General features: G+C 35.3%; 23 protein-coding genes and 1 pseudogene. 18 read left to right on the forward strand and 6 right to left on the reverse strand.

Annotated features, from left to right (window positions below):
• Positions 1 to 84: 84 nt before the first annotated feature.
• Positions 85 to 882 (forward strand): YfkD famly protein, encoded by a 798-nt coding sequence (locus tag BLV40_RS21060; protein WP_026592489.1) that lies wholly within the window; start codon positions 85 to 87, stop codon positions 880 to 882.
• 37 nt (positions 883 to 919) lie between these two features.
• Here the strand turns inward: BLV40_RS21060 and yfkAB are convergent, their stop codons facing one another.
• Entirely contained in the window at positions 920 to 2,047 is a 1,128-nt protein-coding gene (gene yfkAB, locus BLV40_RS21065) for a radical SAM/CxCxxxxC motif protein YfkAB (RefSeq protein WP_090693593.1), read from the reverse strand.
• 237 nt (positions 2,048 to 2,284) lie between these two features.
• Between yfkAB and BLV40_RS21070 the strand changes: the two genes are divergently transcribed.
• The 9 genes from BLV40_RS21070 to BLV40_RS21110 all read left to right on the forward strand — a co-directional run bounded on the left by BLV40_RS21070 (position 2,285) and on the right by BLV40_RS21110 (position 11,910).
• Positions 2,285 to 2,467, forward strand: coding sequence for an SE1561 family protein (locus tag BLV40_RS21070; RefSeq protein WP_026592491.1), 183 nt, complete (start codon positions 2,285 to 2,287; stop codon positions 2,465 to 2,467).
• Between the two features lie 187 nt (positions 2,468 to 2,654).
• Entirely contained in the window at positions 2,655 to 3,107 is a 453-nt protein-coding gene (locus tag BLV40_RS21075; protein WP_090693596.1) for a hypothetical protein, read from the forward strand.
• Positions 3,088 to 3,969 (forward strand): tetratricopeptide repeat protein, encoded by an 882-nt coding sequence (locus tag BLV40_RS21080; RefSeq protein WP_026592493.1) that lies wholly within the window; start codon positions 3,088 to 3,090, stop codon positions 3,967 to 3,969. The genes BLV40_RS21075 and BLV40_RS21080 overlap by 20 nt, the downstream gene beginning before the upstream one ends.
• A 14-nt stretch (positions 3,970 to 3,983) precedes the next feature.
• Positions 3,984 to 5,240 carry an ATP-binding protein gene (locus BLV40_RS21085; protein ID WP_090693600.1) on the forward strand — a complete coding sequence of 419 codons (1,257 nt, stop codon included), beginning with the start codon at positions 3,984 to 3,986 and terminating at the stop codon, positions 5,238 to 5,240.
• A 110-nt stretch (positions 5,241 to 5,350) separates the two neighbouring features.
• Positions 5,351 to 6,874 (forward strand): class I fumarate hydratase, encoded by a 1,524-nt coding sequence (fumA, locus tag BLV40_RS21090; protein WP_035415155.1) that lies wholly within the window; start codon positions 5,351 to 5,353, stop codon positions 6,872 to 6,874.
• A gap of 130 nt (positions 6,875 to 7,004) precedes the next feature.
• Complete coding sequence (pdaA, locus tag BLV40_RS21095; protein ID WP_090693602.1) at positions 7,005 to 7,787, forward strand: delta-lactam-biosynthetic de-N-acetylase; 783 nt, start codon at positions 7,005 to 7,007, stop codon at positions 7,785 to 7,787.
• A gap of 59 nt (positions 7,788 to 7,846) precedes the next feature.
• Positions 7,847 to 8,710, forward strand: coding sequence for a DNA-3-methyladenine glycosylase family protein (locus BLV40_RS21100; RefSeq protein ID WP_026592497.1), 864 nt, complete (start codon positions 7,847 to 7,849; stop codon positions 8,708 to 8,710).
• A 10-nt stretch (positions 8,711 to 8,720) separates the two neighbouring features.
• Positions 8,721 to 10,106: a 23S rRNA (uracil(1939)-C(5))-methyltransferase RlmD gene (gene rlmD / locus BLV40_RS21105; RefSeq protein ID WP_090693605.1), complete on the forward strand. Its 1,386-nt coding sequence runs from the start codon at positions 8,721 to 8,723 to the stop codon at positions 10,104 to 10,106.
• A gap of 322 nt (positions 10,107 to 10,428) precedes the next feature.
• Positions 10,429 to 11,910, forward strand: a complete 1,482-nt coding sequence (locus BLV40_RS21110) for a WD40/YVTN/BNR-like repeat-containing protein (protein WP_035415158.1) — start codon at positions 10,429 to 10,431, stop codon at positions 11,908 to 11,910.
• 98 nt (positions 11,911 to 12,008) lie between these two features.
• On the opposite strand, the gene BLV40_RS21115 is transcribed toward BLV40_RS21110, so the two are convergent.
• The gene (locus BLV40_RS21115) at positions 12,009 to 13,457 is read right to left on the reverse strand and encodes a L,D-transpeptidase family protein (RefSeq protein WP_090693609.1); all 1,449 of its coding nucleotides are present in this window, start codon (positions 13,455 to 13,457) and stop codon (positions 12,009 to 12,011) included.
• 284 nt (positions 13,458 to 13,741) lie between these two features.
• On the opposite strand from BLV40_RS21115, the gene BLV40_RS28950 reads away from it, so the two are divergent.
• Together BLV40_RS28950 and truA are read left to right on the forward strand one after the other, a co-directional pair.
• Positions 13,742 to 13,909 (forward strand): hypothetical protein, encoded by a 168-nt coding sequence (locus tag BLV40_RS28950; protein ID WP_211482133.1) that lies wholly within the window; start codon positions 13,742 to 13,744, stop codon positions 13,907 to 13,909.
• A 56-nt stretch (positions 13,910 to 13,965) separates the two neighbouring features.
• Positions 13,966 to 14,703: a tRNA pseudouridine(38-40) synthase TruA gene (gene truA, locus BLV40_RS21120; protein ID WP_090693613.1), complete on the forward strand. Its 738-nt coding sequence runs from the start codon at positions 13,966 to 13,968 to the stop codon at positions 14,701 to 14,703.
• A gap of 163 nt (positions 14,704 to 14,866) precedes the next feature.
• On the opposite strand, the gene BLV40_RS21125 is transcribed toward truA, so the two are convergent.
• Entirely contained in the window at positions 14,867 to 16,273 is a 1,407-nt protein-coding gene (locus BLV40_RS21125) for a sigma-54 interaction domain-containing protein (protein WP_090693616.1), read from the reverse strand.
• A 286-nt stretch (positions 16,274 to 16,559) separates the two neighbouring features.
• Here BLV40_RS21125 and BLV40_RS21130 point away from each other — a divergent pair, with 286 nt between their 5' ends.
• Together BLV40_RS21130 and BLV40_RS21135 are read left to right on the forward strand one after the other, a co-directional pair.
• On the forward strand, positions 16,560 to 16,814 hold the full coding sequence (locus tag BLV40_RS21130) for a biotin/lipoyl-containing protein (protein ID WP_026592503.1): 255 nt from the start codon (positions 16,560 to 16,562) through the stop codon (positions 16,812 to 16,814).
• A gap of 432 nt (positions 16,815 to 17,246) precedes the next feature.
• Positions 17,247 to 18,668, forward strand: a complete 1,422-nt coding sequence (locus BLV40_RS21135; protein WP_090693620.1) for an amino acid permease — start codon at positions 17,247 to 17,249, stop codon at positions 18,666 to 18,668.
• Positions 18,669 to 18,955: 287 nt separating this feature from the next.
• Here BLV40_RS21135 and BLV40_RS21140 read toward each other — a convergent pair whose 3' ends face one another.
• On the reverse strand, positions 18,956 to 19,159 hold the full coding sequence (locus BLV40_RS21140) for a hypothetical protein (protein WP_090693626.1): 204 nt from the start codon (positions 19,157 to 19,159) through the stop codon (positions 18,956 to 18,958).
• Positions 19,160 to 19,642: 483 nt separating this feature from the next.
• On the opposite strand from BLV40_RS21140, the pseudogene BLV40_RS21145 reads away from it, so the two are divergent.
• Positions 19,643 to 20,070 (forward strand): annotated as a pseudogene (locus BLV40_RS21145) (manganese efflux pump); the annotation flags it as partial.
• 117 nt (positions 20,071 to 20,187) lie between these two features.
• Positions 20,188 to 20,346, forward strand: a complete 159-nt coding sequence (locus tag BLV40_RS28700; RefSeq protein WP_000532411.1) for a hypothetical protein — start codon at positions 20,188 to 20,190, stop codon at positions 20,344 to 20,346.
• 20 nt (positions 20,347 to 20,366) lie between these two features.
• Here the strand turns inward: BLV40_RS28700 and BLV40_RS21155 are convergent, their stop codons facing one another.
• Both BLV40_RS21155 and glsA read right to left on the reverse strand, forming a co-directional pair.
• Entirely contained in the window at positions 20,367 to 20,708 is a 342-nt protein-coding gene (locus BLV40_RS21155; RefSeq protein WP_026592506.1) for a DUF3969 family protein, read from the reverse strand.
• A gap of 115 nt (positions 20,709 to 20,823) precedes the next feature.
• Positions 20,824 to 21,753, reverse strand: coding sequence for a glutaminase A (gene glsA / locus BLV40_RS21160; protein ID WP_090693630.1), 930 nt, complete (start codon positions 21,751 to 21,753; stop codon positions 20,824 to 20,826).
• A gap of 464 nt (positions 21,754 to 22,217) precedes the next feature.
• Here glsA and nagE point away from each other — a divergent pair, with 464 nt between their 5' ends.
• A complete protein-coding gene (gene nagE / locus BLV40_RS21165; RefSeq protein ID WP_090693633.1) occupies positions 22,218 to 23,711 on the forward strand; it encodes an N-acetylglucosamine-specific PTS transporter subunit IIBC in 1,494 nt (497 codons plus the stop codon).
• 258 nt (positions 23,712 to 23,969) lie between these two features.
• Positions 23,970 to 25,193, forward strand: coding sequence for a serine hydrolase domain-containing protein (locus BLV40_RS21170; RefSeq protein WP_090693636.1), 1,224 nt, complete (start codon positions 23,970 to 23,972; stop codon positions 25,191 to 25,193).
• The last annotated feature ends 62 nt before the right edge of the window (positions 25,194 to 25,255 follow it).

Raw genomic sequence — 25,255 nt, forward strand, 5'->3', positions numbered from 1 at the left:
AATGTCATGGAGGGAAAACAATAGGGATAGTTAATTGCTATTTAAATGGTTTATATACTTTTAAATTAGGAAGGGGTAAAGCAGATGAAACGAGTGTGCAGCATATGTTTTTCAACTATGGTCTCGTTTATTTTATTATTTCCTTATAGTAGTTTTGCAAAGACAACAATCAACGTAAAGATGCCGTCATCTGTTTTGAACATTTCAAAAGACAATACGTATCCGAATGCAACGCAAGATTTACCGCGTTTGCAGCCAAGTGAATTTGCGAAAGAACTACTGAAAACGTCAACGACTCGAATAGAAAACCCAGATTTAATTCGGATGTTTAACGAAACTTCGATTTCAAATGCGCCTCTTGCAGTCGGATATAGGGCGAAAATTTATTTAGGTCAATGGCCGTTGAATTATGAATCAACAGATACAACGATAAATTGGGAATATAAGCAAGTAAATCGTAATGTGTATGATAACCGCGGTGTGGAGAGGTTGTATCCGCTTCGGTACAAACAAGAATCACAAAAAACGATAGAAGGTGGTTTAACAGCTTATATTAAAGATGCAGATGATGTGAAAAAGATGATTCTTTTAAAGGCGATGGAGAAAGTACAGCTACCCCTGTCTTTTAAAACAACAATTGGTTATGGTACTGGGAATGAACGTATATATAATATCAGCCCGAAACAACTTGGGTATTTATATGCATATACACCAGCGGTAAATGAAAAAGGAAAAGTTACATTTGGAGAAGTATATCTTGTTTTAAAAGGGAATCAAAAGAGGCTTGTAATTAAAAATATTACTTCCCAAGGAATTGGAGCATCTATTCCTGTACAAGATTATGTATCCTTTAAATTTATTTCATCACCTTATCCGCGATAACATAAAAAACGTCAGCTAAATATGCTGACGTTTTTTGTTACAGTGTGATATTCGATTCTTTTGTTAAGAAGTCCTCAGTTGGATAATAACTGTTTTTTACAAGAATATTTGGTCCAAGGCATTTTACAGCAGGACAGTGACAGCTTAATGATTTCGCTGTTTTCGAGTTGCACCATTTGTCATATGCTTCTTGCAATGTATTTGTTTGAATGTTGCCAAGCAGTGGAATATCACCAAAGTCTGTTACGATAATGTTACCATCAAAAATATTTACATTTAGGCGAGAACGTCCATCTGGATCATTACGTACAGTTACGTTTTTACTTTCGTGTAGTTTTTTTAATGTAACTAAATCACGTTCATCATTACTGCATGCGTAAAATGGTAACGTACCAAATAACATCCACACATTTTCATTACGAATCTCTAATAAGTGCTCAATTGCACTGCGAATTTCATCTTTTGTTAAAATTTCAAGGTTGCTAGCAAAATCACTTGGGTACATCGGATGTACCTCATGACGCTTACAACCCATTTCTTCTACAATTTGGCGATGAATGTGTTCAATATGTGGCAATGTACGTTTGTTTAGCATGGTTTCTGCTGATACGAGAACACCAGCTTCTGATAAAGCTTTACTATTTGTAATCATCCGTTCAAATAGTTTTGCGCGCTGTTCATAAGTAGGTTTGCGCTCCATCATTGCAAAGCCACCCTCAACGAAATCATCAATTGTTCCCCAGTTATGTGAAATATGTAGCACGTCTAGATACGGAACAATTTGTTCATAGCGGGCTAAATCTATAGTTAGGTTTGAATTAATTTGAGTGCGAATGCCTCGTTCATGAGCATATTTTAAGAGTGGTGTTACATAGTTGTCGACGGATTTTTTTGAGAGCATTGGTTCTCCGCCAGTAATACTTAAAGAACGTAAATGAGGAATCTCATCTAATCGTTTTAATAAAAGTTCCATCGGAAGCGGATTTGGATCTTTCGGCTGTAATGTATAACCAACAGCACAATGCTCGCAGCGCATATTGCATAACGTTGTCGTTGTAAACTCAACGTTTGTTAATAGTAATTTGCCGTACTCTTCAAGGTCCATATACGCTTCCCATGGATCGTAAGAAGGAGTAATCGGCTTCATTGTTTGTGATATACTCATATGAAATACTCCTTTGACTATTGAAATAACAATTTGTCCATTCTCTATAATAGAAGAATATAGGCTATTTATAAAGTGAAACTTTTTGTAACAAAGATTTCTCTATCTATAAAATGTGGTAGGGAGTAGTAATTGCTTCAAGATAAAAGGTATGATAAATTTGCTAAAAATTCATGTTCGTGATGCTCATTTTTGCGGTATAATAAAAGTAACTCGAATAAAAAGGAGAGTGCCTTCGTGGGAAAAGCAATTCAAGATAAAGATTCACAACTAGTATATTTAAAAGAACGTTTAAATATGTTCATCGAAGTGATTGATACAATTGAACCGGAAGAAGTGGAATTAGAAGATGTAGATCGTCTTCTTTCAATGCTAGATGAGTTAGAACTAAAATGTGAGCAATTTAAAAAAGATCAATAATATATTTTTAAAGCGGCTGCCAATCCTGTCTTGGTAGCCGCTTTTTATATGGCCAAACTATCCTAACAGAGCGCTACAAACAATCTTTTGGGATAATCTTCAAGAAAGCCTGTTTCAGTTTGCTACTTTACAGTGTGAATAGACAGAAAATATAGTTTATAATATGAAGGTAGGGAGGAGGAATTATATGGAATATCATTTGGTGAAGCCTGTATTACAAGGAAAAAAAGCAAGAGAAACAAAAACGTACAATATTTATAATTTTTTCATAATCGGACTTATTTTTGGGATTATTCCGATTATGATTTTAGGAACTTGCAATGCGATTTGGTTAAAAGAGCCCAAAAAGAAAATATACATACTTCTTATGATAGGAATAATGACTTTATTAGCAATGTTCATCTGTGCCGCTCTAATTGGTGATATATATGTGCTAAAGATTGCTTCTCGAATAGCTGCTGCAGTTGTAACAGGTGTGTATATATATGCGCTGCGGGAACGGTTTCGAATTCATAATTTAGTAAATGAAAGTACGGAGTCATTACGGTGGATAGGTTTAATCATTGGAATAGTTGGGATCATGGCCCAAACGGCATTGTTGGTAGGAGGGGAGATGCTGTATGTCAACTTCACAGAGTGAAACGATGTTGTTACAAGAGGCACTGCATTATTACGGGATTGGTCATATTGAAACAGCACAGCAGAAATTAGAAACACTGCTTTCTTATAATCCACAGCATGCTGAAGCATTGTACAGTTTAGGATGCTGCTATGCAGATTCAGAACAATATGATGAAGCAAAAGAGCTTTGCATATCAGCGTTGCAGCATGGTTTTGAGCCAGAAGAAGTGTATTATACACTTGGACATATATATACATATACGAATGAACTTGAAAAAGCGGAGCAAAGCTTTTTGAGCGTTCTGTATTCAGATCCTTCCCATGCGCAAGCAATGGCGAAATATGCATTTATTTTATTAAAAACAGGTTATATTGAAAAAGCTAAGCAACTCATGCAAAAGGCAGTAGAAATTAACCCCAATCATCCTACCGTTCTTCATTATCAATTTGTTTTATTACTTGCAACAGGAACGAAACAAGAAATAGAGGAATCCTTAAAAGATAATTATTATGGATCAACTAACGAAGTTCACTTTTTAGTACAGTTAGGAATCCATGCAGCAACAAGGAAGAGGTATAGGGAAGCATACAAATATTACCGACAAGCGTTTTTGTTGGCACCTAATAATAAAGAATTACTTGAAATCTTAGAAGAAGCAGAAGAACTGATTCATCCGATTTTCTTTCCGAATGTTCTTGTGAATAAAGTGGGTGGTCCGCTTATCTTTTGGGCAATATCTTTTGGAACATTAGGTTTATTCTCTGCATTAGACTGGGGAAATATGGCTAGTTTTGCTATTTTATTTTATCTCATCATTTGTATATGGAGCTGGCTATCTACACCGATGTACAAATTGTATAAAAAAATAAAAAAATCATGAAGGGAGAGAATACGGTGAATAAAATAGATGTATTAAAGCAAGTGCTAGCACAAGATGAAGAAAATGGATCAATTTGGTATTTAATTGGAGTCGAGTACAAAGAACAGGGAGATATAGCAAATGCGCTGCAAGCTTTATCGAAAGCTCTTCAGTATGGTGATCAAGAATGGAAGAATAAAGTTGCGGCTGAACTGGAAGCTTTATCACAAGTGCTTACAAGTCCGAAAGAAACAATATATGTAACAGAAGAGGAAAGCCAGTGTGAAAACAATGAGGGTCACGTAATAGAGCAAGATCCAGAAAAGGAAAAACAGCTACATGCAGTCTATGCAAATGAAAATATGGAAGAAAATGTGGTTTCGATGAACGTGCTTCAAGGCGGAAGAAGCAAGCAAAAACGGGAACAAGAGCAGATTACATTTGAGGATGTCGGCGGTTTGCATGATGTGAAAAAAGCGATTCAAATGAAAATTATCAAACCGTTTACTTCACCAGGATTATTTGAGCGTTTTAAGAAAAAAGTTGGCGGCGGCATTTTATTATACGGTCCTCCTGGCTGCGGAAAAACATATATTGCCAAGGCAACTGCAGGGGAGTGCAGAGCACATTTTGCAACGATGAGCATTACCGATATTCTTGATCCGTATGTTGGAGTGAGTGAACAAAATGTACGGGAAATTTTTCGATATGCTCGTTCCAAAAAGCCATGTATTTTATTTTTAGATGAAATGGATGCGCTTGGATTTAATCGGAGCAAAGCGTCGGGAAATCCGACACTAAGAACAGTTATAGATCAATTGTTAACAGAGATTGAAGGTATTGATACGAATACAGACAAACTATTGTTAATTGGTGCGACTAATATGCCTTGGGACATTGATCCTGCATTTAAAAGACCGGGGCGCTTTGATAAAATGATTTTCGTTTCCCCACCTGATTTAGAAGCACGGAGCAGTATTTTTCAAATTAAGTTGGCAGGAAAACCGATTTCAACAATAGATTACGATATGTTAGCTAAAGAAACAGAACTGTATTCGGGTGCTGACATTGAAAATGTAGTAGAGCTGGCCGTAGAAAATGTTTTAGGAGAAATTATGACAACAGGTGTGGAGCGAGCGGTTACAATGAAGGACATAACCGATGCTATAGCAGAAACGAAGCCGTCTACGTTGGAGTGGTTTCGTACGATTAAAAATTATATTAAATATGCAAATGAGAGCGGCGCATACGATGATGTACAAGCATATTTAAAAAGATATAAAAAAATATAATCCCGTTCAGACGCTATTGAAATAGAAGGAATAAGAAAAAAAGAGTATAATCAATTGATGAAAGATTTTAAAGCGTTTTGGTAGCGTTCACAATTGAGGGGGAAGTAACAATGGAAAAGCTTCAAGAAAGTATGTATCAACTGATTGTTGAAACATCGACGAATTTACCGAAAGATGTTCGTCGTGCTATTCAACAAGCAAAGGAACGAGAAAATGCAGGGACTCGTTCTGCAATGGCACTTGGCACGATTACAAATAACATTAAAATGGCAGATGAAAACATCTCGCCAATTTGCCAAGATACAGGAATGCCAACTTTCAAAATCTATACACCAGTTGGCGTAAATCAATTACAAATGAAAGAAGCAATTTACAGTGCGCTTGAGCGGGCGACAAAGGACGGAAAACTTCGTCCAAACTCTGTTGATTCTCTTTTCGGGGACAATAGTGGTAACAACTTAGGACCAGGTACGCCTGTCATTAAGTTTGAGCAGTGGGAGAAAGATTATATTGATGCTCGTTTAATTTTAAAAGGAGGTGGCTGTGAGAATAAAAATATTCAGTACAGCTTACCTTGTGAATTGGAAGGACTTGGACGAGCTGGCCGTGATTTAGAAGGGATTCGTAAATGTCTTCTTCATGCGGTATATCAAGCACAAGGACAAGGGTGTAGTGCAGGAGTAATCGGCGTTGGTATCGGGGGAGACCGTACGTCAGGTTATGAATTGGCAAAAAATCAACTATTTCGTACATTAGATGATGTGAATCCAATTCCAGAATTACAAAAGCTTGAAGAATACGTATTAGAGAATGCGAACAAGCTTGGTATTGGTACGATGGGATTTGGCGGTGAAACAACTTTACTTGGTTGTAAAGTTGGTGTATACAATCGTCTGCCGGCGAGTTTCTATGTATCTGTTGCATATAATTGCTGGGCATATCGTCGTCTTGGTATAACAATTCATCCTGAAACGGGTGAGATTATTGATTGGTTATATCAAGAAGGTGAAAATACGCTTCAGCAAGAAGAGGAACAAGACAAAAGTGAACAACGCGAAATTGTACTGCAGGCGCCAATTACAGAAGAGCAAATTCGTGAACTTCGCGTTGGTGATGTTGTAACAATTAATGGCATGATGTACACAGGTCGTGATGCAATCCACAAGCATTTAATGGATAACGATTGTCCAGTAGACTTAAATGGACAAATCATTTATCATTGCGGACCAGTTGTAGTGAAGGATGAAAATGAAAATTGGGAAATTAAAGCGGCAGGCCCCACAACAAGTATTCGTGAAGAACCATATCAAGGGGACATTATGAAGAAATTTGGTATTCGGGCTGTCATCGGTAAAGGCGGTATGGGAGCGAAAACATTAGCAGCACTAGCTGAACATGGCGGCGTATATTTAAATGCAATCGGTGGTGCTGCGCAGTATTATGCAGAATGTATTAAAGAAGTGAAAGATGTTGACTTCTTACAATTTGGTATTCCAGAAGCGATGTGGCATTTACGTATTGATGGTTTTAAAGCTGTTGTAACAATGGATTCTCATGGAAACAGTCTACATGCAGATGTAGATAAAACATCACTTGAAAAATTAGCAAGCTTTAAAGAACCGGTATTTAAATAATAGGAAAAATGCATCTCAAATAATTTGAGATGCATTTTTTGTTGGTATATATGGAAAAACATGTTCAGCATGAAACAAGTATTGAGCACAGAAACTACAGGTACGATTATATATGGAAAGGAGACTATTTATGAAATATAAATGGTTATATATAGGTCTCATTTTTTCACTTATGATGGCACTTGTTCCGGTTTCAGCATTTGCTTATACAAATACACCACATAACTGGGGAATTCCGCGACCTAAAAATGAAACGGCGCCAGATGCAGGGAAATTATATACAGAATTACTACAAAAAAATGGTGGTTTTTACTTAGGCGATACGAAGAAGAAAGATATTTATTTAACATTTGATAATGGATATGAAAATGGGTATACAGGGAAAATCTTAGATGTACTGAAAGAGAAGAAAGTACCAGCGACCTTTTTTGTGACAGGGCATTATATAAAAACGCAAAAAGATTTATTATTAAGGATGAAAAATGAAGGGCATATTATTGGAAATCATTCTTGGAGTCATCCAGATTTTACAGCGGTAAATGATGCAAAACTTCGTGAAGAATTGACGAGTGTAACGGAAGAAATTAAAAAAGTAACTGGACAAAAAGAAGTAAAATATGTACGTCCTCCGCGAGGGGTGTTTAGTGAAAGAACGTTAGCACTTGCGAAAGAAATGGGATATTATAACGTATTTTGGTCCCTTGCATTTCTTGATTGGAAAGTAGATCAGCAAAGAGGATGGCAATACGCTCATAATAATGTCATGACTATGATTCATCCAGGATCTATTTTATTACTTCATGCGATATCAAAAGATAATGCAGAGGCGCTTGCAAAAATCATTGATGATTTGCGCGAGAAAGGGTATCATTTTAAAAGCCTAGATGATTTAGTAAAAAGCAATCAGCCGTAAGCATGTATGCTTACGGCTTTCTCATGCTATAATGATGTGTAAAAAGGATGGGGAAACGTATGTGGAGCGAACATGTTACGTTAAAGTATCCGTATCATTTTCAAGAAGTATTAAGGCGTTTATCTTTTGATCCGCTAAATGTTGTTCAGTTAGAAGAAAAGATTGTTTATGTTCCACTTTCCATAGATGAAGAACAGATTGTTGTTCGGGTACAAGGGATTGGTACGCTTCAAAATCCACAATTTTGGGTTTCAAGCCAGACTGGTGAACAAGAGAAAGTTATGAAACGCGTCTATTCGATTTTTCAATGGAATGAATCTTTTCAAGATATACAAACTCATTTTAGAAACACATCATTACGTCCACTTTTTGAAACATATGCCTATACACCACTTATTTTAGAGTTCGATTATTTTGCGTGTCTTCTTCGTTGTATTATTCATCAACAAGTACATTTGAAATTTGCTACTGCACTTACAGAACAATTTGTAAAACAGTATGGAACAGAGAAGAATAGCGTTTTCTTTTTTCCAACACCAGAAAGAGTGGTGAATATTTCAATAGAAGAGCTCAGAAATCAGAAGTTTAGTCAAAGAAAGGCCGAATATATGATAGGACTAGCAAAACGTATCGTGGAAGGAAAGCTGGATTTAGTGGAACTAGAAAAACAAACAGATGAAGAAGTTTCAGCACAATTGTTACCAGTGCGAGGTATTGGTGCATGGACAGTACAAAACTTTTTATTATTTGGACTTGGTCGGAAAAATATGTTTCCGAAAGCAGATATCGGGATTCAGCGTGCACTTCAAGGGTTATTTCAACTAGAGAATAAACCGGATGATGCGCTGTTAGAAAAAGTAAAACAAGAATGTGATCCATACTGCAGTTATGCAGCGTTATATTTATGGAAAAGTATAGAGTAGAGGTGTAACAATAATGCAAAAGCAACATGAGAGTAAGTTGGAAGTTGGTCAAACGTTTCCTGTGACAATTAAGCGTCTTGGGATTAACGGAGAAGGCGTTGGTTATTTTAAGAGACAAGTTGTTTTCATTCCAGGGGCATTACCAGGAGAGGAAGTTGTTGCGGAAGCAACGAAAATTAAGCGTGGCTTCGCTGAAGCAAAAGTGAAAAAAATTCGTAAAGCATCGCAGCATCGCGTAAAGCCACCATGCCCGGTATATGATGAATGCGGCGGCTGTCAACTGCAGCATTTAGATTATCAAGAACAGTTAAATCAAAAACGTGATATTGTTGTACAAGCGTTTGAAAAGTATATGAACGGAAGCATGGAAGTTGATATTCGTCCAACACTTGGTATGGGAAATCCATGGCATTATCGTAATAAAAGCCAATTACAAGTAGGGCGTAAAGACGAAAAAGTTATTACAGGATTATATAAACAAAATTCACATCAATTAATTGATATTTCCCATTGTATGATTCAACATAAGGCAACAAATGAAGCGACAAAGGTTGTAAAACGTATATTAGAAAAACTAAATGTTTCTATTTACAATGAGAAAAAACAAAAAGGTTTAGTACGTACAATTGTGACACGTACTGCGGTCCAAACAGGAGAAGTACAGGTTACACTCATTACAACAAAAGAAGAGTTACCAAATAAAGAGCAATTTATCGCAGAAGTACAAAAACAGATGCCAACTGTTAAATCGATTATGCAAAACGTGAACTGGCGTAAAACATCAGTTATCTTTGGTGATAAAACATTCCGCTTAGCTGGGAAAGAAGTTATTCAAGAGACACTTGGTGATTTATCATTTGAATTATCAGCACGTGCATTCTTCCAGCTGAACCCAGAACAGACGGTTGTTCTTTACAATGAAGCAAAAAAAGCAGCTGCGTTAACAGGTACAGAAAAAATCGTTGATGCCTATTGCGGTGTTGGTACTATTGGACTATGGCTTGCAAATGATGCCGATGAAGTTCGCGGTATGGATGTCATTCCAGAAGCGATTGCAGATGCAAGAAAAAATGCGAAGCGCCACGGATTTACAAATACGAAGTACGAAGCTGGTAAAGCAGAAGAATGGCTGCCAAAATGGGTGAAAGAAGGCTGGCGTCCAGATGAAATCGTTGTTGATCCGCCTCGTACAGGTTGTGACGATAAGCTACTCGAAACAATTTTAAAAGTACAACCAAAGCAAGTTGTTTATGTTTCTTGCAACCCTTCATCATTAGCGCGTGATGTGAAAGCATTAATGAAGAGTTATGAAGTGGAATATGTACAACCGGTTGATATGTTCCCGCATACAGCGCATGTGGAGAATGTAGTGAAGCTTGTTAGAAAAGTAAAGTAAAGATGTGACAGTGATAGGCCTTATCGAAAAATCGATAAGGCCTAATTTTTATGATGAATTACCCTAAACCGCGTCATAAGTAAACCGATAGTGATTTGATTTTAAAAATGAATTGTTTATTTTAGGTTTATCAAAATAATTTTAAATAAAAATTGGAATTAAGAAATTAGCACTAATCTTTGTATGATGGAGTGCTTTTTTATTGCTATATCAATTCCGATCACTTTTAATTCGCATGTAATTAAATAGTGGGATAATTATACAAATATTGGGTGAAACGAAGTATACTCAATAAAGATGAATATAATTAATTTAATTAGGAGTGATTTTTATATTTAGGCAAAATGCAAAAAGGATACTTATATTATTATTAACAAACCCAATATTAATAATCGGATACTGGATTTTTTGCTATGAGTTAGCTTTGTACTGTAAGTATGGAAGAATGAATTATAATATTTATATTTTATTATTATGTGTAGTGTTTTTTGTAGCTATAACTACATTTACTACAATGAGAGTGATAAAAGATAGAGAATATGAATCTAAAAAATTAATTAATTCAACTGCATGGAAATACATTTCTATTATCATTATTGTTGTAATCACATCATTTTATGGTGTGAAGATTTATAAAAGTGCAATAAATTATGATGGCAAACTGGCATGGTTTATAGAAAAGTTAAAACATGAAAGATCAGTTAAATTTAAACATAATAACATATATGAATATGGAGTAGAAGGTATTTTTGAAGATATAAATAAAAAATATACTTTGCCAAAGAAATTATATATGGCAACTGATTTTGATCTTACATTTCGTTCAGATGGAACAATCACAGCGTTTGATACATTTGTTTATGGGAAAAATGCTGATGGGAAAGAGGAAACTTATTTAATATCTTATAATAAGAAGAAATCAGAAGATATTACTGTAATACGAGATGGGTATGCAAATCCCGATTATGATGAGGATAAACTAGTAGAACCTCTAATTAAAACGGTTAAGGCTATTCCAGTTAAGCGAACGGTTAGTAAGTGGAATGAAAGTAAGTATGGGTTGATCTATTATGGGAAAAGGAATTGGGGATACAATACAGAGGGAATTATTAATATTACTGAGGATGGTAAGGAGCAAAATCTTAAAGAAGCAGCTTCTGAAATCATTGGATATACTGTATCTATATTTGTTCCTGGAAAAGAGAAAGAGCTAGTACCTGCTAGATATAATTTAATATGTGACGCAAGTTGGAGTAAATCAAAGACTCCTCCAAATAAAGATAAGTTTAAAGAGAAGAGACAAGATTCAACGAATGAAAAGGAGCAGTTTTTCCTATCAAAAGAAGTTGGTTATAAACTAAATATGACAGAAAAAGCATTAGGGAGTGCTTTTTATTCACTAAGCAAGACTAGTGATGGAGGTAAAACATGGGAGGTTATCAATACGGACCCATTTAATAGAGGGATTGGTAGTGTATCAGGAGTAACCTTTCTAAATGATAAACTTGGGTTTTTAGGAGCAATTAGACCTTCTGGTAATGAGGGAGAGTTATATCGTACAGATGATGGGGGCTTATCTTTCAAACAGGTAAATTATCCCCCGCATGAAGTGAAATTGGATCATACACAGTCTACCATAAGTCCTTTTGATTCTCCTGGTATGCCTTATGAGAAAGATGGAGTCTTTAATATGTTAGTTGGACAAGGGGCAGATGGAGACTACAATGGCGATAGTAGTGCACTTTATCAGTCAAAAGATCAAGGAGAGACGTGGGAATTTATAGAGGAGGTTAAAAAAAGTTAGAGTTAGTACTAAAGTTAAATAAATAATAAAAACAAAGAAGCAGAAAATCACTTGGGATTTCCTGCTTCTTTGTTTTTATAAAGAAAATACTTGATATGCTAGTACACGATAACCGGTTCATAAGTGCTGAGATTATCATACACAGTTTTCGCAACACTAGGATGAAGGTTAACACATCCGCCTGAACCTCCAGTTAAATAGGCATTATTGGCCCAGTTTGTCCGCCAGCCGGCATCATGGAACCCTTGTCCGCTATTTGTGAACGGAGCCCAGTAATCTACCTTAACGGAATAATCAGGTTTACCTACTGCGCTGCCTTTGAGTGTGTACGGTGATCGTTTATAGAGGATATACCACACACCTGGTGATGTATCTTCACTCGTGCTATGTTTACCTGTTACTACATTCGTTGAAACTGCCAATTTTCCATCTTTGTAAATCCAAATTTGTTGTTCCGCAATCGACACTTCCGCATACGTGTCTCCAATGCCATTATTCGCTGTTGTTTCATAACCGATGCCTTCGTTATTCCAACCATTTCCGTAAATGTTAGAAGCAGAAAGCGATTTTTCCCCTTTTTCGAAGGCTTCTTGGATTCGTTTTGTTTCTTTTTCAACATTTATTGCCCAGCCATAGCCTTGTCCTTTTACTGATATAACTGAACCAGAATGGGTTTTAAATGTGAAGTCTTTATTTAATGTCGATTGAGAATTGTTAATTTCAGTAATCTTGTTCTTAATGTCGCTCGAGTCGATTGTAGCCTTCATATCTTTTGACATAGAGGCGTTTTTAATTAGATCTTTAGCTTTTAAAGAGTAAACTTCATTCTGTACCTTATAATCAATGGTTTGTTGGAGAAGATTCTGTAGTGCTTTCTCTTCTTTTTTTATAATCGGATTGTTTTCTTTAATAGGCTGTATGTATACAGGCTTCAGATGGATTTCACTTTTATACTTCTGCTTGTCGTAATCCTTTAATAGATTAGCAACATCATACTGTTTTCCATCAATGCTTTTTGAGATAACAACTTTTCCCTGTTCGAGCTTCGCCATAGCATCTTGAGGCGCTTTTAAACCTTTATTCATAGAGATGAGCTTTTCTTCTACAAGTTTTTTCATTGTTTCACTTCGGTACTGATCCGCCTTTTCTGGTAGCAATGAATAATTTTTTTCCTTTGAGGAAGGGAAAAACGTCCACTGGCTTTTTAATAGTTTTTTAACTTGAGGCAAATCTTTTTCCGTAAGTTCAGTTTGTGTATCTTCTTCATCTAAAATTTGTTGTTGGCCGACATAGACTTTATTTTCTAATCCAGATGTTTTTAATTTCTGCATTGCCTGATCAGCAGTCAGACCGCCGACCTTTGTATCATTAATCGTAACCTGTGAATTGAAACGAGTTGCCTGATAATAACTCATTCCCCCAATTAGAAGTGCAATTATAACGCCGCCACCCGCTGTGATAAGCTTCCAATTTTTAAAACGTTTGCTTGAGTGTGCTCGTTTTCTATCAACTTCTTCAACTGCTTCATTTATTGTGTTGTTATTCATAAATATTTCCTCCACATACCTAATATAGCCCCGGTATCAACGACAACGGACTTTAAACTAATGTTTTTGTATCTAAAACCATTGATTAGTTTACCTTATTATTCTTAAATTTTCACTATTTTTTTACCAAATTTTACAGTGTTGAGTCAGTTAAATTTGGATTTGTGTCAATAGAATGAACGTGTTAATAACCAGTAGATAGAGAAGTTTCTAAAGGAGTGCGAAGAGTGGAAGAAAAATATACAGCCTGAAGAAGAGTTGCAGAATTTCCTGCAGGAACATGGATGGCGTACGTGAACTGGATTGTAAATGATTGGTTTAACATGTATAGTCTATTGGCAGAAGTAGACACTAAATGGGCTCTCTTGTGTTACTATGGGAAGAAGATTACGAAAAATATCATAGAATGCTTACAATTTTTGTTTTATGTAACGGAAAAAGAAAGGTGGTGAGTCTGTTAATAAAAACATGAATAGGCAAATGTCTATGTTTTTAATAGCAGAAAACAATGAACAACTATAAATTAACAATTCAATATGACGGCGGCCGCTATAAAGGCTGGCAACGTCTTGGAAATAATGATAATACGATTCAAGGGAAAATCGAAAGTGTATTATCAGAAATGGTCGGACATGAAATAGAAATCATCGGATGTAGCAGGACAGATGCCGGTGTACACGCTTTGAATCAAATAGCGAATTTCAAGGTCGATGAAAAATTAGCAGAACCGAAAATTAAAAAGTATTTAAATCAATACTTATCAAATGATATTAGTATTAAGGATGTGGAGTTAGTCTCTGAACGTTTCCATGCTCGTTACAATTCGAAAGCAAAGACGTATGTATATAAGATTTGGAATGAAGAACATACGAATCCCTTTATGCGTAAATACAGCATGCACGTTCAGAAAAAGTTAAATATTGAAAGTATGAAAAAGGCAGCTCAATACTTAATTGGTTCACATGATTTTACAGCTTTTTCAAACGCTAAATCTAAGAAAAAGTCTATGGTACGAGAAGTATATATGCTTGATATTGTGGAAAGTGAAGGTTTTATTCAAATTAGAGTGAGCGGAAATGGATTTCTTCATAATATGGTAAGAAAGATTGTTGGGGCGTTAATCGAAGTGGGATTAGGGCAGTTAGACTCTGAAGTAATACCACAAATTTTAAAAGAAAAACAACGAAACCAAATTAATTGTCTCGCGGATGCAAGTGGATTGTATTTGGAGAAGGTAGATTTTTAGGCAACTGGATGTGTAAATTCACTAGTTCCTATACACTTGAGATATGTGGGGATTATTGTGTAGTTGATATAACTATAAATCAAAAGGGGAAGAGTTGATAATTCTTCCTCTTTTGATTGTACTAATAGAAACGAAAAAGAAATCAAAATAATGTATAGATTTTTCAACGGTTTAAATTAAATTTTTTAAGTCGATATTGCAAGTTTTGTCTACTCAGCCCTAAAAATTTTGCGGTTTGTGAGATATTACCTTTATTTTCTTTAAGAATTTGATTGATGTATTCTTTTTCCATTTCTTTTATTGTGTGCTTTAAAGGTTGTGGGATATCATCTGTATTCCGAATAGTTAACGGTAGTTGGAAGTCATATTCTCTTTTAGTTAGTTCATAAAAGCGTGTAGGTATATGGAACGTTGTAATGATTTCTTCATCTTCTATTAAGTTCATAGAGCCTTCAATCATATGTTCTAACTCCCTTACATTACCAGGCCATTCGTAGTTATAAAAACATTCTTTCACACTAGAATCGATCCCCTTTACTTTTAAGTCAAATTGGATATTATACTTTTCAATAAAGTGATGAACAAGAATGGAGATATCTTCTTTTCGCTCTCTTAAAGGTGGTAAAAATAAAGTCACAACGCCTAACCGATAATATAGGTCTTTCCTTAATCGATTATGTGTTATGGCTTCAATAGGGTCTTCATTAATGGTTGCTATGATTCGGACATCCACTTCTTTTTCTTGTGCGCCTCCAACTCTTCGTATTGTTTTATCTTGGATAGCACGCAATAATTTTGCTTGAAGAGCTGGATTTAATGAGTTGATTTCGTCTAATAACAAAGTCCCACCATTCGCTTCTTCAAATAAACCAGGTTTATCTATTGCACCTGTAAAAGCCCCTTTGTTCGTTCCAAATAATAGGCTTTCCATTAGGGTTTCTGGTATAGCAGCGCAGTTTTGTGAAATAAAAGGCTTTGCGGAACGGTGACTTTCATTATGAATGCTTTGTGCAAACAATTCTTTACCAGTTCCCGTTTCTCCCACGATAAGTATGGAGGACGATGTACGTGTTACTTTTTTTGCTTCTGTAATAATAGATTGGGCCGCCCTAGAATTACCTATTATATGATTAAAGGTAAATTTAGTATTTTGTTTTCGAGGAAGACTTGTTTTAATCGTTTGCTTTAATTGAGTAATGTCTTTTGAAATTTCAATCGCACCTTTGATTTTTCCATTTTCTATTATAGGGAAGGTATCATTAATTGTTGTAATCTCTTTTCCTTTATTATTAAAATAAGTTTGTTTTATGTTTCTTTTTGTTTTTCCTAGTTTTAGTGCCTCTATGAGTGTACTACTTCGGTTTTCCTCAAATACAAATACCTCTAAAGGATTTTTATGTAATATATCTTTAGGATCCATGGATTCAATTTCCATCATTTTACGATTGTAGATTATTGTTTTACTTTCTTCATTAATAATATGAATTCCAATATCAAGTTCATTTAGCAAAGTTTCATATAGCATATTCATTTCAATTAATTTTTTGAAATTGATTTCTTCTGTATGCATGTATCATCTTCTCCTTGTTATACCCTATGAAGACTGACTTTTTTTAATTTTATTAAAATTCGATTAAAAGCGCAAAACTTTTTGCGCTTTTTTGATTAAAAATGATAGAAAAAATTTTGCGCTTATTAAGTTTTTTTGCAAGCATTTCTAATTTTACAGGGGGAATTGAAGTTGGTATGCATTTTGCATTCATAGTAAGTGAAAGCTCTAAATTTAAAGACTAGAGGTGAGTTGGAAACTTTATAGGGTGTATAACTTTTCTTAATAAAAAAGAGGAGGTTACAAAATGAAGGCAGTTATAGAAGACGTGTACAGTCCTTGCTATGGGAAAGTAGAAAAATTATTTATTACTGAAAGCTCTTATGTATATGAGTGGGAGAAATTAGCATTAATTGAAACGATAGATAAACAGAAAGTAGAAATTAAAGTGGGAATTAGTGGATATATTGAATTGCTAGAAGTGGAAGAGGGACAAGTTATCACTGATAAAACACGATTAATAACAGTAAGGGATGACCTGTTAATAACAGGTAGTGATTAATATAAACTGTATGGAGTATGTACCGTTTTCTAGCGTGCTTTTAAATAATCATGTTTATTTATGCTAATGCCAATTAAGTCATAGGAAAGGTTAAGGGTGGGTTATCGTGTTATGGTTTATCCCACATTAACGGGCAGTAAGACCACCACCTCAAGATTTAGAGAGCAACAGGGAAGATAGGTGGGGACAACTGCCCATAAAAGCCCGATTCGTTCAACTAACCATCAGTGAGAATGGAGACAAAAGCCACACTGATGGAAGTTTCACCTTATTTTCTTGGATTGGGAGATTGACTTTCGAAAGATCTCCCTCCTATTGTGAATCTTTAATAAAAATACAAGCTATTATCTTTTTATAGTTTAACTTTCTTTTTTAACTTATTTTTAAAGCGTTTACATTCATGAGGATTTGCAAACAAAAAGGGGGATTTATATGGCAACTCAAAACCAGGAGTTAAAACGAGAGCTGAAAAGTCGACACATATTTATGATTGCACTTGGGGGAGTTATTGGTACCGGACTTTTCTTAGGATCAGGTTATACAATTCATGAGGCGGGACCTGGAGGAGCGATTGTAGCTTATCTTGTTGGAGGATTTGTTATGTATTTAACGATGCTCTGTCTTGGAGAGCTAGCAGTTGCCATGCCTGATGCAGGGTCTTATCAAACATATGCTACAAAGCAGATTTCACCTGCAGTAGGTTACGTAGTGGGATGGATGTCATGGTTAAACTGGTCGGCTACGATAGGGATTGAGTTGATTGCAGTTAGTATCTTAATGAAACGTTGGTTTCCAGATGTATCTTCTTGGATTTGGTGCATAGTTTTTGCTGTTCTACTTTTTGCTATTAATGCATTATCTTCAAGAAGTTTTGCAGAGGTCGAGTTTTGGTTTGCGAGCATTAAAGTTATTACGATTATTGCATTTATTATTTTAGGCGGGGCAGCTATGTTTGGTTTCCTTGATATGAAAGGGAATGAGCCAGCACCAATGCTTTCTAGTTTTACTGATTACGGAGGACTGTTTCCAAATGGGCTGACAGCTATTTTAGTTACAATGATTGCAGTTAATTTTTCCTTTCAGGGAACAGAACTAGTTGGTATTGCGGCTGGAGAGAGCGAAAATCCAGAGAAAACCATTCCGAAAGCTATTAATAATACAGTTTGGCGTATCCTTGTTTTCTTTGTACTTTCCATTTTTATACTTGCTGGGCTATTCCCTTGGCAACAAGCTGGAGTGATAGAAAGTCCATTCGTAGTTGTATTTGATAAAATTGGTATCCCTTATGCGGCAGATATTATAAATTTCGTTATTATTACAGCGGTACTATCAGTGGCGAATTCTGGATTATATGCAACTTCTCGTATGTTATGGTCTATGTCTAATCAAGGGATGATTAGTCCGATTTTTGGTAAGTTATCTAAAAATGGTGTTCCAATTTATGCATTGATTGCAAGTACTATTGTTGGTTGTCTCTCTTTATTATGTGGTATATATGCAGAGGATACAGTTTATTTATGGCTTCTTTCCATTGCAGGATTCGGTGCAATATTGGTTTGGGCATCTATCGCTTTATCTAATTTCTTGTTTAGAAGAACATACTTAAAGCAAGGTGGGGATATTAAGGATCTACAATTTAAAACTCCATTGTATCCGCTTGTCCCTCTTCTTGCTTTGGTATTAAATATAACGGTAATTGTTGGTATGGCGTTTATTCCGGAACAACGCATGGCATTGTATTGCGGGATTCCATTTATGTTTGTTTGTTTACTGTTTTACCGTGTTACAAAAAATAAGAAGAGTAAAATGGAACATATCGAAAAGGCCAACACAACAGGGGCACAAAGTTTATGATGAATATTTAGGTATGATTTTTATCCTGCTATTCGCTGGCAGTAACACGCCCACCTCCAAATTCAGCGAAAGAAAAGTAGGTAGGCGGAGGATGAACTACCGGTAAAAGCTTGATTAGTGAGGGCTCATAATCAGTAAAGTCCTCACTAATTAACGTTTTACTTTACGTATGCGAGTAATTGCGTTATACGAGGTCATATATGTAGAGAATGGTAGGATAAAATCAAAAGAAAAAACGAGCTCTAATCTAATAGATAGCTCGTTTTTTTCTGAAAAATACATCTTGGCTAAGAGGATTGCTCTCTTTTTATTTTTAGTTTCACCGTCCAAAAAGCAGCAAGCATAATGGCTGCGATACAGCCGCTAATTGTACCTATTAATTTAGCGTACGGAAGGCTATTCATGTCGCTATTGAGAAAAAACATTATGCATAGGATTGCAGGGAAAAGATATAGATAATATAGGCGCTTTAGTCGTTTATCTTTCATCATGTACTCAGCCCTCTCTATTATTTAATACCCTTATTGTAGCACAAAATTACCATTTTTTGTAATATACTAATTTAAAAATTAGCCAGTTAGTTGAGTTTACGAAAGTTATTACTGTTTTTAAATACGAATGGCGTCATACACAAAAATAAGAAAAATTAAGGTTTTCATCAGAAAAAGATAAGATTCATCGTGTAATATAAAAAGTACCTGTCGTGGAATCGTACAAACTTTGATGTTTGTACGATTTTTTTTTTAGAAAAGAACTATTTCAAATACTAGTGAAACTAGAAATTTTGGAATAGCCCTTTTGTCTTCAATAAAGCCATCTAAGTTTTCGTCTTTATATCAGCTAATTTTTCTTTTGCTAAATTCAATGCAATTGCATCGTCTAAATAGCTAATTGGATTGCATTATTCATTTCAGATTTTATCATATTTAGCGAGAAGACCCTTACCTCAAGCGTGTAACGGTAGGTGGGGGTAGTTCAATGCAAATCTAATTGGAGCAATTGTACTTAGTGTAATTGTACTTAGTGTAATTGGAGTATTTGCCTTATGTCAGCCAGTATTAAATAAACAAGATGATACGCATAAGAAGAAAGGGAATATGTTTATGAGGGTACTGCGTAATCCGGAGAATGCTGATTTCGATGGTTCTAAAACAATTAGCCTTTCCGAAGCACTTGTATTAGGGGCGCATTATCAATTAATAATATTGCAGGAGGATTTGATGCAGGAATAACAAATTTGAATCTTTGGTGGACTGCAATTGTTTCTGGAGTTTTTAGCTTCGCTTGTATTAGTGGTTTTTCATATGTAGGGAAGAGGTTTTTAGCGGAATACTTAGGAAAATGGGCAACGATTATTGCTGGCATTTTACTCATTCTTATCGGAATTGATCAATTGATGTGAGAGGAGATTGGAAAACAATATTCGCATATTTCCTCGGAAATACAACAAAATACTGCATATATCGATATGTTTTTCTTCATACTAACATTGATTTCTTTTAAAGAAAGGGGGATAAGTATGGGACGTGGTAAAGCATTTGATCATAAGAAAAAAGGTCATGATCATCAGCCGCCTAAAGGGGCATTTATTCATAAGGATGTAAATGAGCATACGTTAGAAGAGGAAGAATTACCAGTTAATATTGAAACGTACAAAAATAGTTTGAAAAAACATTAAAGCACCTATATAGGTGCTTTTTAGCGTATGTCCTCAATTAATTGCTTTGATTCTTCATACATGCCATATTCCCCTAGAACTTGGATACAACGCCATTTTAATTCCTCAATACTTGGTTCAAGTTCTTCCGGGAGGACATGATGAATGTCTTCAAGCCCCATTCCAAAATGAATAAGCTCTAGCACTTGATCATCAATATTTCGATCCATTAGTAATTCTAATACTTCTAAATTGAATATGTATCGATAAGCTTCATCGGGGGAAACAACTTTTAACTTTAAGCTTTCTACAATACTGAGTATAAAAAGAAGAATGGTTTTTTCTAGGACAGGCTGGTCCTCCATTTGAAAAATAAGTTTCATTTTTTTACACCTCCACCGAATAGCGTTAGGTTGTACTATATTATTCGGGAGGGGGGAAGAAATATGCATAATAAAAAAAGTTATCCTGCCAAAAGCGAACAGGATAACTTCGTATTTAAAAAATACTCCAGCCTTCTTGAGCGGAAAGAAGCTCAAGAATTTTAAAACCAGCGATACTATTTCCATTTGCATCTAAAGCCGGTCCAAAAATACCGATTCCCATTTCGTCTTTTACGCAGCCGAAAATACCACCAGCTACACCACTTTTTGCAGGAATACCAACGCGAATTGCAAATTCACCAGATTCGTTATACATGCCACATGTTACCATAAATGTTTTGCAAATCTTTGTTATATGTTTTGGAATAATTTGTTTTTTCTTATATGGATCGTAGCCATCCATTGCGAAGATTAAACCAATACGTGCTAAATCAATACAGTTTACCTGGATAGCACATTGACGTGTATATAAATCCATTAATTCTTCGATATTACCATCAATGATGCCGTTTTGCTTCATGTAGTAGCAAAGAGAACGATTTAAGTAAGCTGTTTCTAGTTCAGAGATGGCTACTTTTGAAGAGTAATTAATTGTAGGATTATCTGTAATATCACGTACAAAGCGGAGAATCCGTTCCATCTTTTCTTCGTTACTATCTCCTGTAAGCATACTTGTAATAGCTAATGCACCCGCGTTAATCATTGGATTAAGAGGTTTAGAAGGGCTAGTTGTTTCTAGCTTAATAATAGAATTAAATGGGTCCCCAGTGGGTTCCATCCCAACTTTAGAGAATACATATTCTTCACCACGATCTAGAAGAGCAAGTGTAAGTGTGATTACTTTTGAAATACTTTGAAGGGTGAAGAGTGTTTGTGAGTTACCAGCATGGATATATTCTGTCTCTCTATGGTAGATAGCAATCCCTAAATCATCTGGATTTGCATTTCCTAGTTCGGGGATATAAGTAGCAAGTTTACCTTTTTTTGTATATGGTTTTACTTGATCTAACAGTTGTTGTAAGTTATTTGTCTCGATACACTGCATAATACCAACGCTCCTGTTCCTTTTTCAATAAGTTTACTGTTCCCTATAGACTTGGAAATAAATAATAACATGAAAAAGTGGAATGATAAAATGAAACTTCCATTTTAATAAAAATTGCAAAACAGGAATAAAATCTTTCTTTTTAGATGGTAGAGAAGCAGTTAGAGCCTCTGAGAACGAGTGCAGGTCATCATTTGTTCTACATAGCAACGGCTTATATATTAAACAATCAAAATGGATACATAGGTTCCGGCTACCTAGTTTTTAATCATATTCGTTATTAGAACGGAGAATTTTCCTTTTATATAACAGTTTGGAAATAGAAAAGATATCTATAAAAAGCTCAAAAATAAAAACTACACATCTATACAACTATATGTTATCATGATTATGTAATAGAAAGCGTTTTCTAAATCATACTTATTAATGATAACGATTTCATAAATTGAATAGGGGGAATTACAATGTTGCAGTTTTTACAACGTATTGGTAAAGCGTTAATGCTTCCAATCGCAGTACTGCCAGCAGCAGGACTGTTGCTTCGTTTAGGTCAACCAGACGTATTTGATATTCCTGTTATGGCACAGGCCGGTGCAGCAATCTTTGATAACTTAGCACTTATTTTTGCAATTGGTGTTGCAATCGGTTTGTCTGTTGATGGTAGTGGTGCCGCAGGTCTTGCAGGTGCGATTGGTTATCTAGTTATGAAGAATACAACGAATACTTTAAGTATTGGTTATTCAACAGCAGAATTAAATGATAAATTAAAAAGTGTTCAAGATTTATTAGGAACAGTTGATCCAAGTAAGTTAGCGGATACAATGACAAAAGTTTCAAAAGCAGCGACTTTAACGCCGAAGATAAATATGGCTATACTTGGCGGTATTATTGCTGGGGTTGTTGCCGGGTTATTATATAACAAATTCCATAAAATTAAATTGCCAGAATGGTTAGGGTTCTTTGCGGGAAAACGTTTTGTACCAATTATTACTTCTGTTGTCATGCTTCTTTTAGGATTAGTATTCGGTCAAATTTGGCCAACAATTCAAAGTGGTATTGATGCGGTAGCACACGGTATTGTAAACTTAGGTGCGATTGGCGCTGGACTATTCGGTTTATTAAACCGTCTATTGATTCCAATTGGTTTACACCACGTAATGAACACATATTTCTGGTTTGTACTTGGTGACTTTACAAATGCAGCAGGTGATGTTGTTCATGGTGATATTGCACGTTTCTTTGCGCAAGATCCATCAGCAGGTATGTTTATGACAGGTTTCTTCCCAATCATGATGTTTGGTTTACCAGCAGCATGTTTTGCAATGATTGCAGCTGCGAAACCGGAAAAACGTAAAATGGTTACAGGTATGTTAGGTGGACTTGCATTAACTTCATTCTTAACTGGTATTACAGAACCAATTGAATTTTCATTCATGTTCTTATCACCAGTATTATATGGTATCCATGCTATATTAACGGGTATTTCTTTATTTGTTACAACAACACTTGGCATTCATGATGGTTTCTCATTTAGCGCCGGTGCGATTGATTATTTCTTAAACTTAGGTATTGCAACAAAACCGTTATTATTAGCGGGAATTGGTTTAATTTATGCAGTAATTTACTTCGTGGTATTCTATTTCCTAATCAAGAAATTTAATTTGAAAACTCCAGGTCGTGAAGACGATGAAGAGTTAGTGACAGAAGATGATGCACCAGTTGCAGGATCGATTGGTGAAACTTACGTAGCAGCTTTAGGTGGAAAAGACAATTTAACAGTCATTGATAACTGTGCGACTCGTTTACGCCTACAAGTAAAAGATGCAAACTTAGTAAATGAACCAGCATTAAAACGTGCCGGTGCAAAAGGTGTTATGAAGTTAAGTAATACAAGCGTACAGGTTATCGTAGGTACAAACGTTGAGTCTGTAGCTGATGATATGAAAAAACACGTATAAATGATTGTGAAAGAGGATGTTCAAAAAGATCGGTAAAATTGATTTTTTTGAGGACATCCTCTTTTTTTTATGAGAAGTTTATCTGGAATCTTACCTTTGAAAATATTCTTTTTCTTTTTTGTACATATTGGTTGGTAATACGTTCGGCACATGATAAAGTAAGGATGATATAAAATGAAATTTCCATTAGTTAGAGAAAACTAGGGAACATATTTTTATAAATTGATTAAATTATTGGTAAATAAGGGGAAAGCAACCATGAATGAAGAAAAGGATAGTGTCAGTATGGTGGCTCGTCGTAGACGTAGACGTGGACCGATTACATATATAAAAAGAACAGCCATTTTCTTTGTATTGTTTTCACTTGTATATTTAGGGTATACAAAAATCACTTCACATAGTAAGAAAGAGAATGCCTCAAAAGCAACTACAGAAGTAAAGAAAGAAACGGTACAAAAACAGCCAGAACAGCTTCCAAAAGTACCGGAGCAAGCTAAGGCGGCGGAACAATCAGCCGAAGGCCCCCCACAAGAAATTAATGAGAATGCTGAGTTAGATGAGTATTTAAAGAGCAAAGGTTTTAGTGGAACAGCAGTTGTTGTAAAAAATGGAAAAGTACTCCTGAATAAAGGGTATGGGTTGGCAAATCGAGAGAAAAATATACCAAATAATGCAGAAACAACATTTTACATCGGTTCGATTTCAAAAGCATTTGTAGCAACAGCAATTATGCAGCTGAAAGATCAAAAGAAAATTCAACCAGAGGATACGGTAGCGAAATATATTCCTGATTTTCCAAGAGGTGGAGAAATCAAGCTGGTTCATCTATTGACACACACATCTGGAATTCCTGAATATGAGACAGGGACAGATGATATTTCTCATGAGGAATTGTTGAAGCGAATTGGACAGCAAAAACGTTTGTTTAACCCAGGTGAAAAATGGAAGTATTCGGATTCAAACTATTCAATACTTGGTTACATCGTTGAGAAAGTTAGTGGGCAACCGTTAGAAGAATACATTAAACAACATATTTTTGATGTTGTGGGCATGAAAAATTCAGGCTTTGGTACTGAATTAGAGAAAACAAAGTATCCTTCTACGGGTTATAAGGTTGTAAATAATAATATGACAGTACCTCCTATTCCTAGCATGTCACAATTATATGGGAATGGCGATATATATACGAGTGCAAATGATTTATATTTATTTAATGAAGCACTATTTTCTGGTAAGCTAATATCCAAAGAGAGCTATGATCAAATGTTTACAACATTTAAAAAAGATTATGGATTTGGATGGTATGTAAACCCTGGAAGCTACTCTAATCACGGTGTAATGCCAGGGTGGAATTGTTTAAATGGATTTAGTAGAAGTGGCAATGTATATGTTATTTTATTATCTAATATTCAAAATAACATTAAATCATTTGGCTCTTTGAATAATGATATTTATACGATGTTACAGCATATTGAAGTGTAAAAGACTATCTTTTGAGATGGTCTTTTTTTCATGTGAATCGAGAAAGAAGATATTTATAGAAA

Source organism: Bacillus sp. 166amftsu, assembly GCF_900107445.1.
Taxonomy (GTDB): domain Bacteria; phylum Bacillota; class Bacilli; order Bacillales; family Bacillaceae_G; genus Bacillus_A; species Bacillus_A arachidis.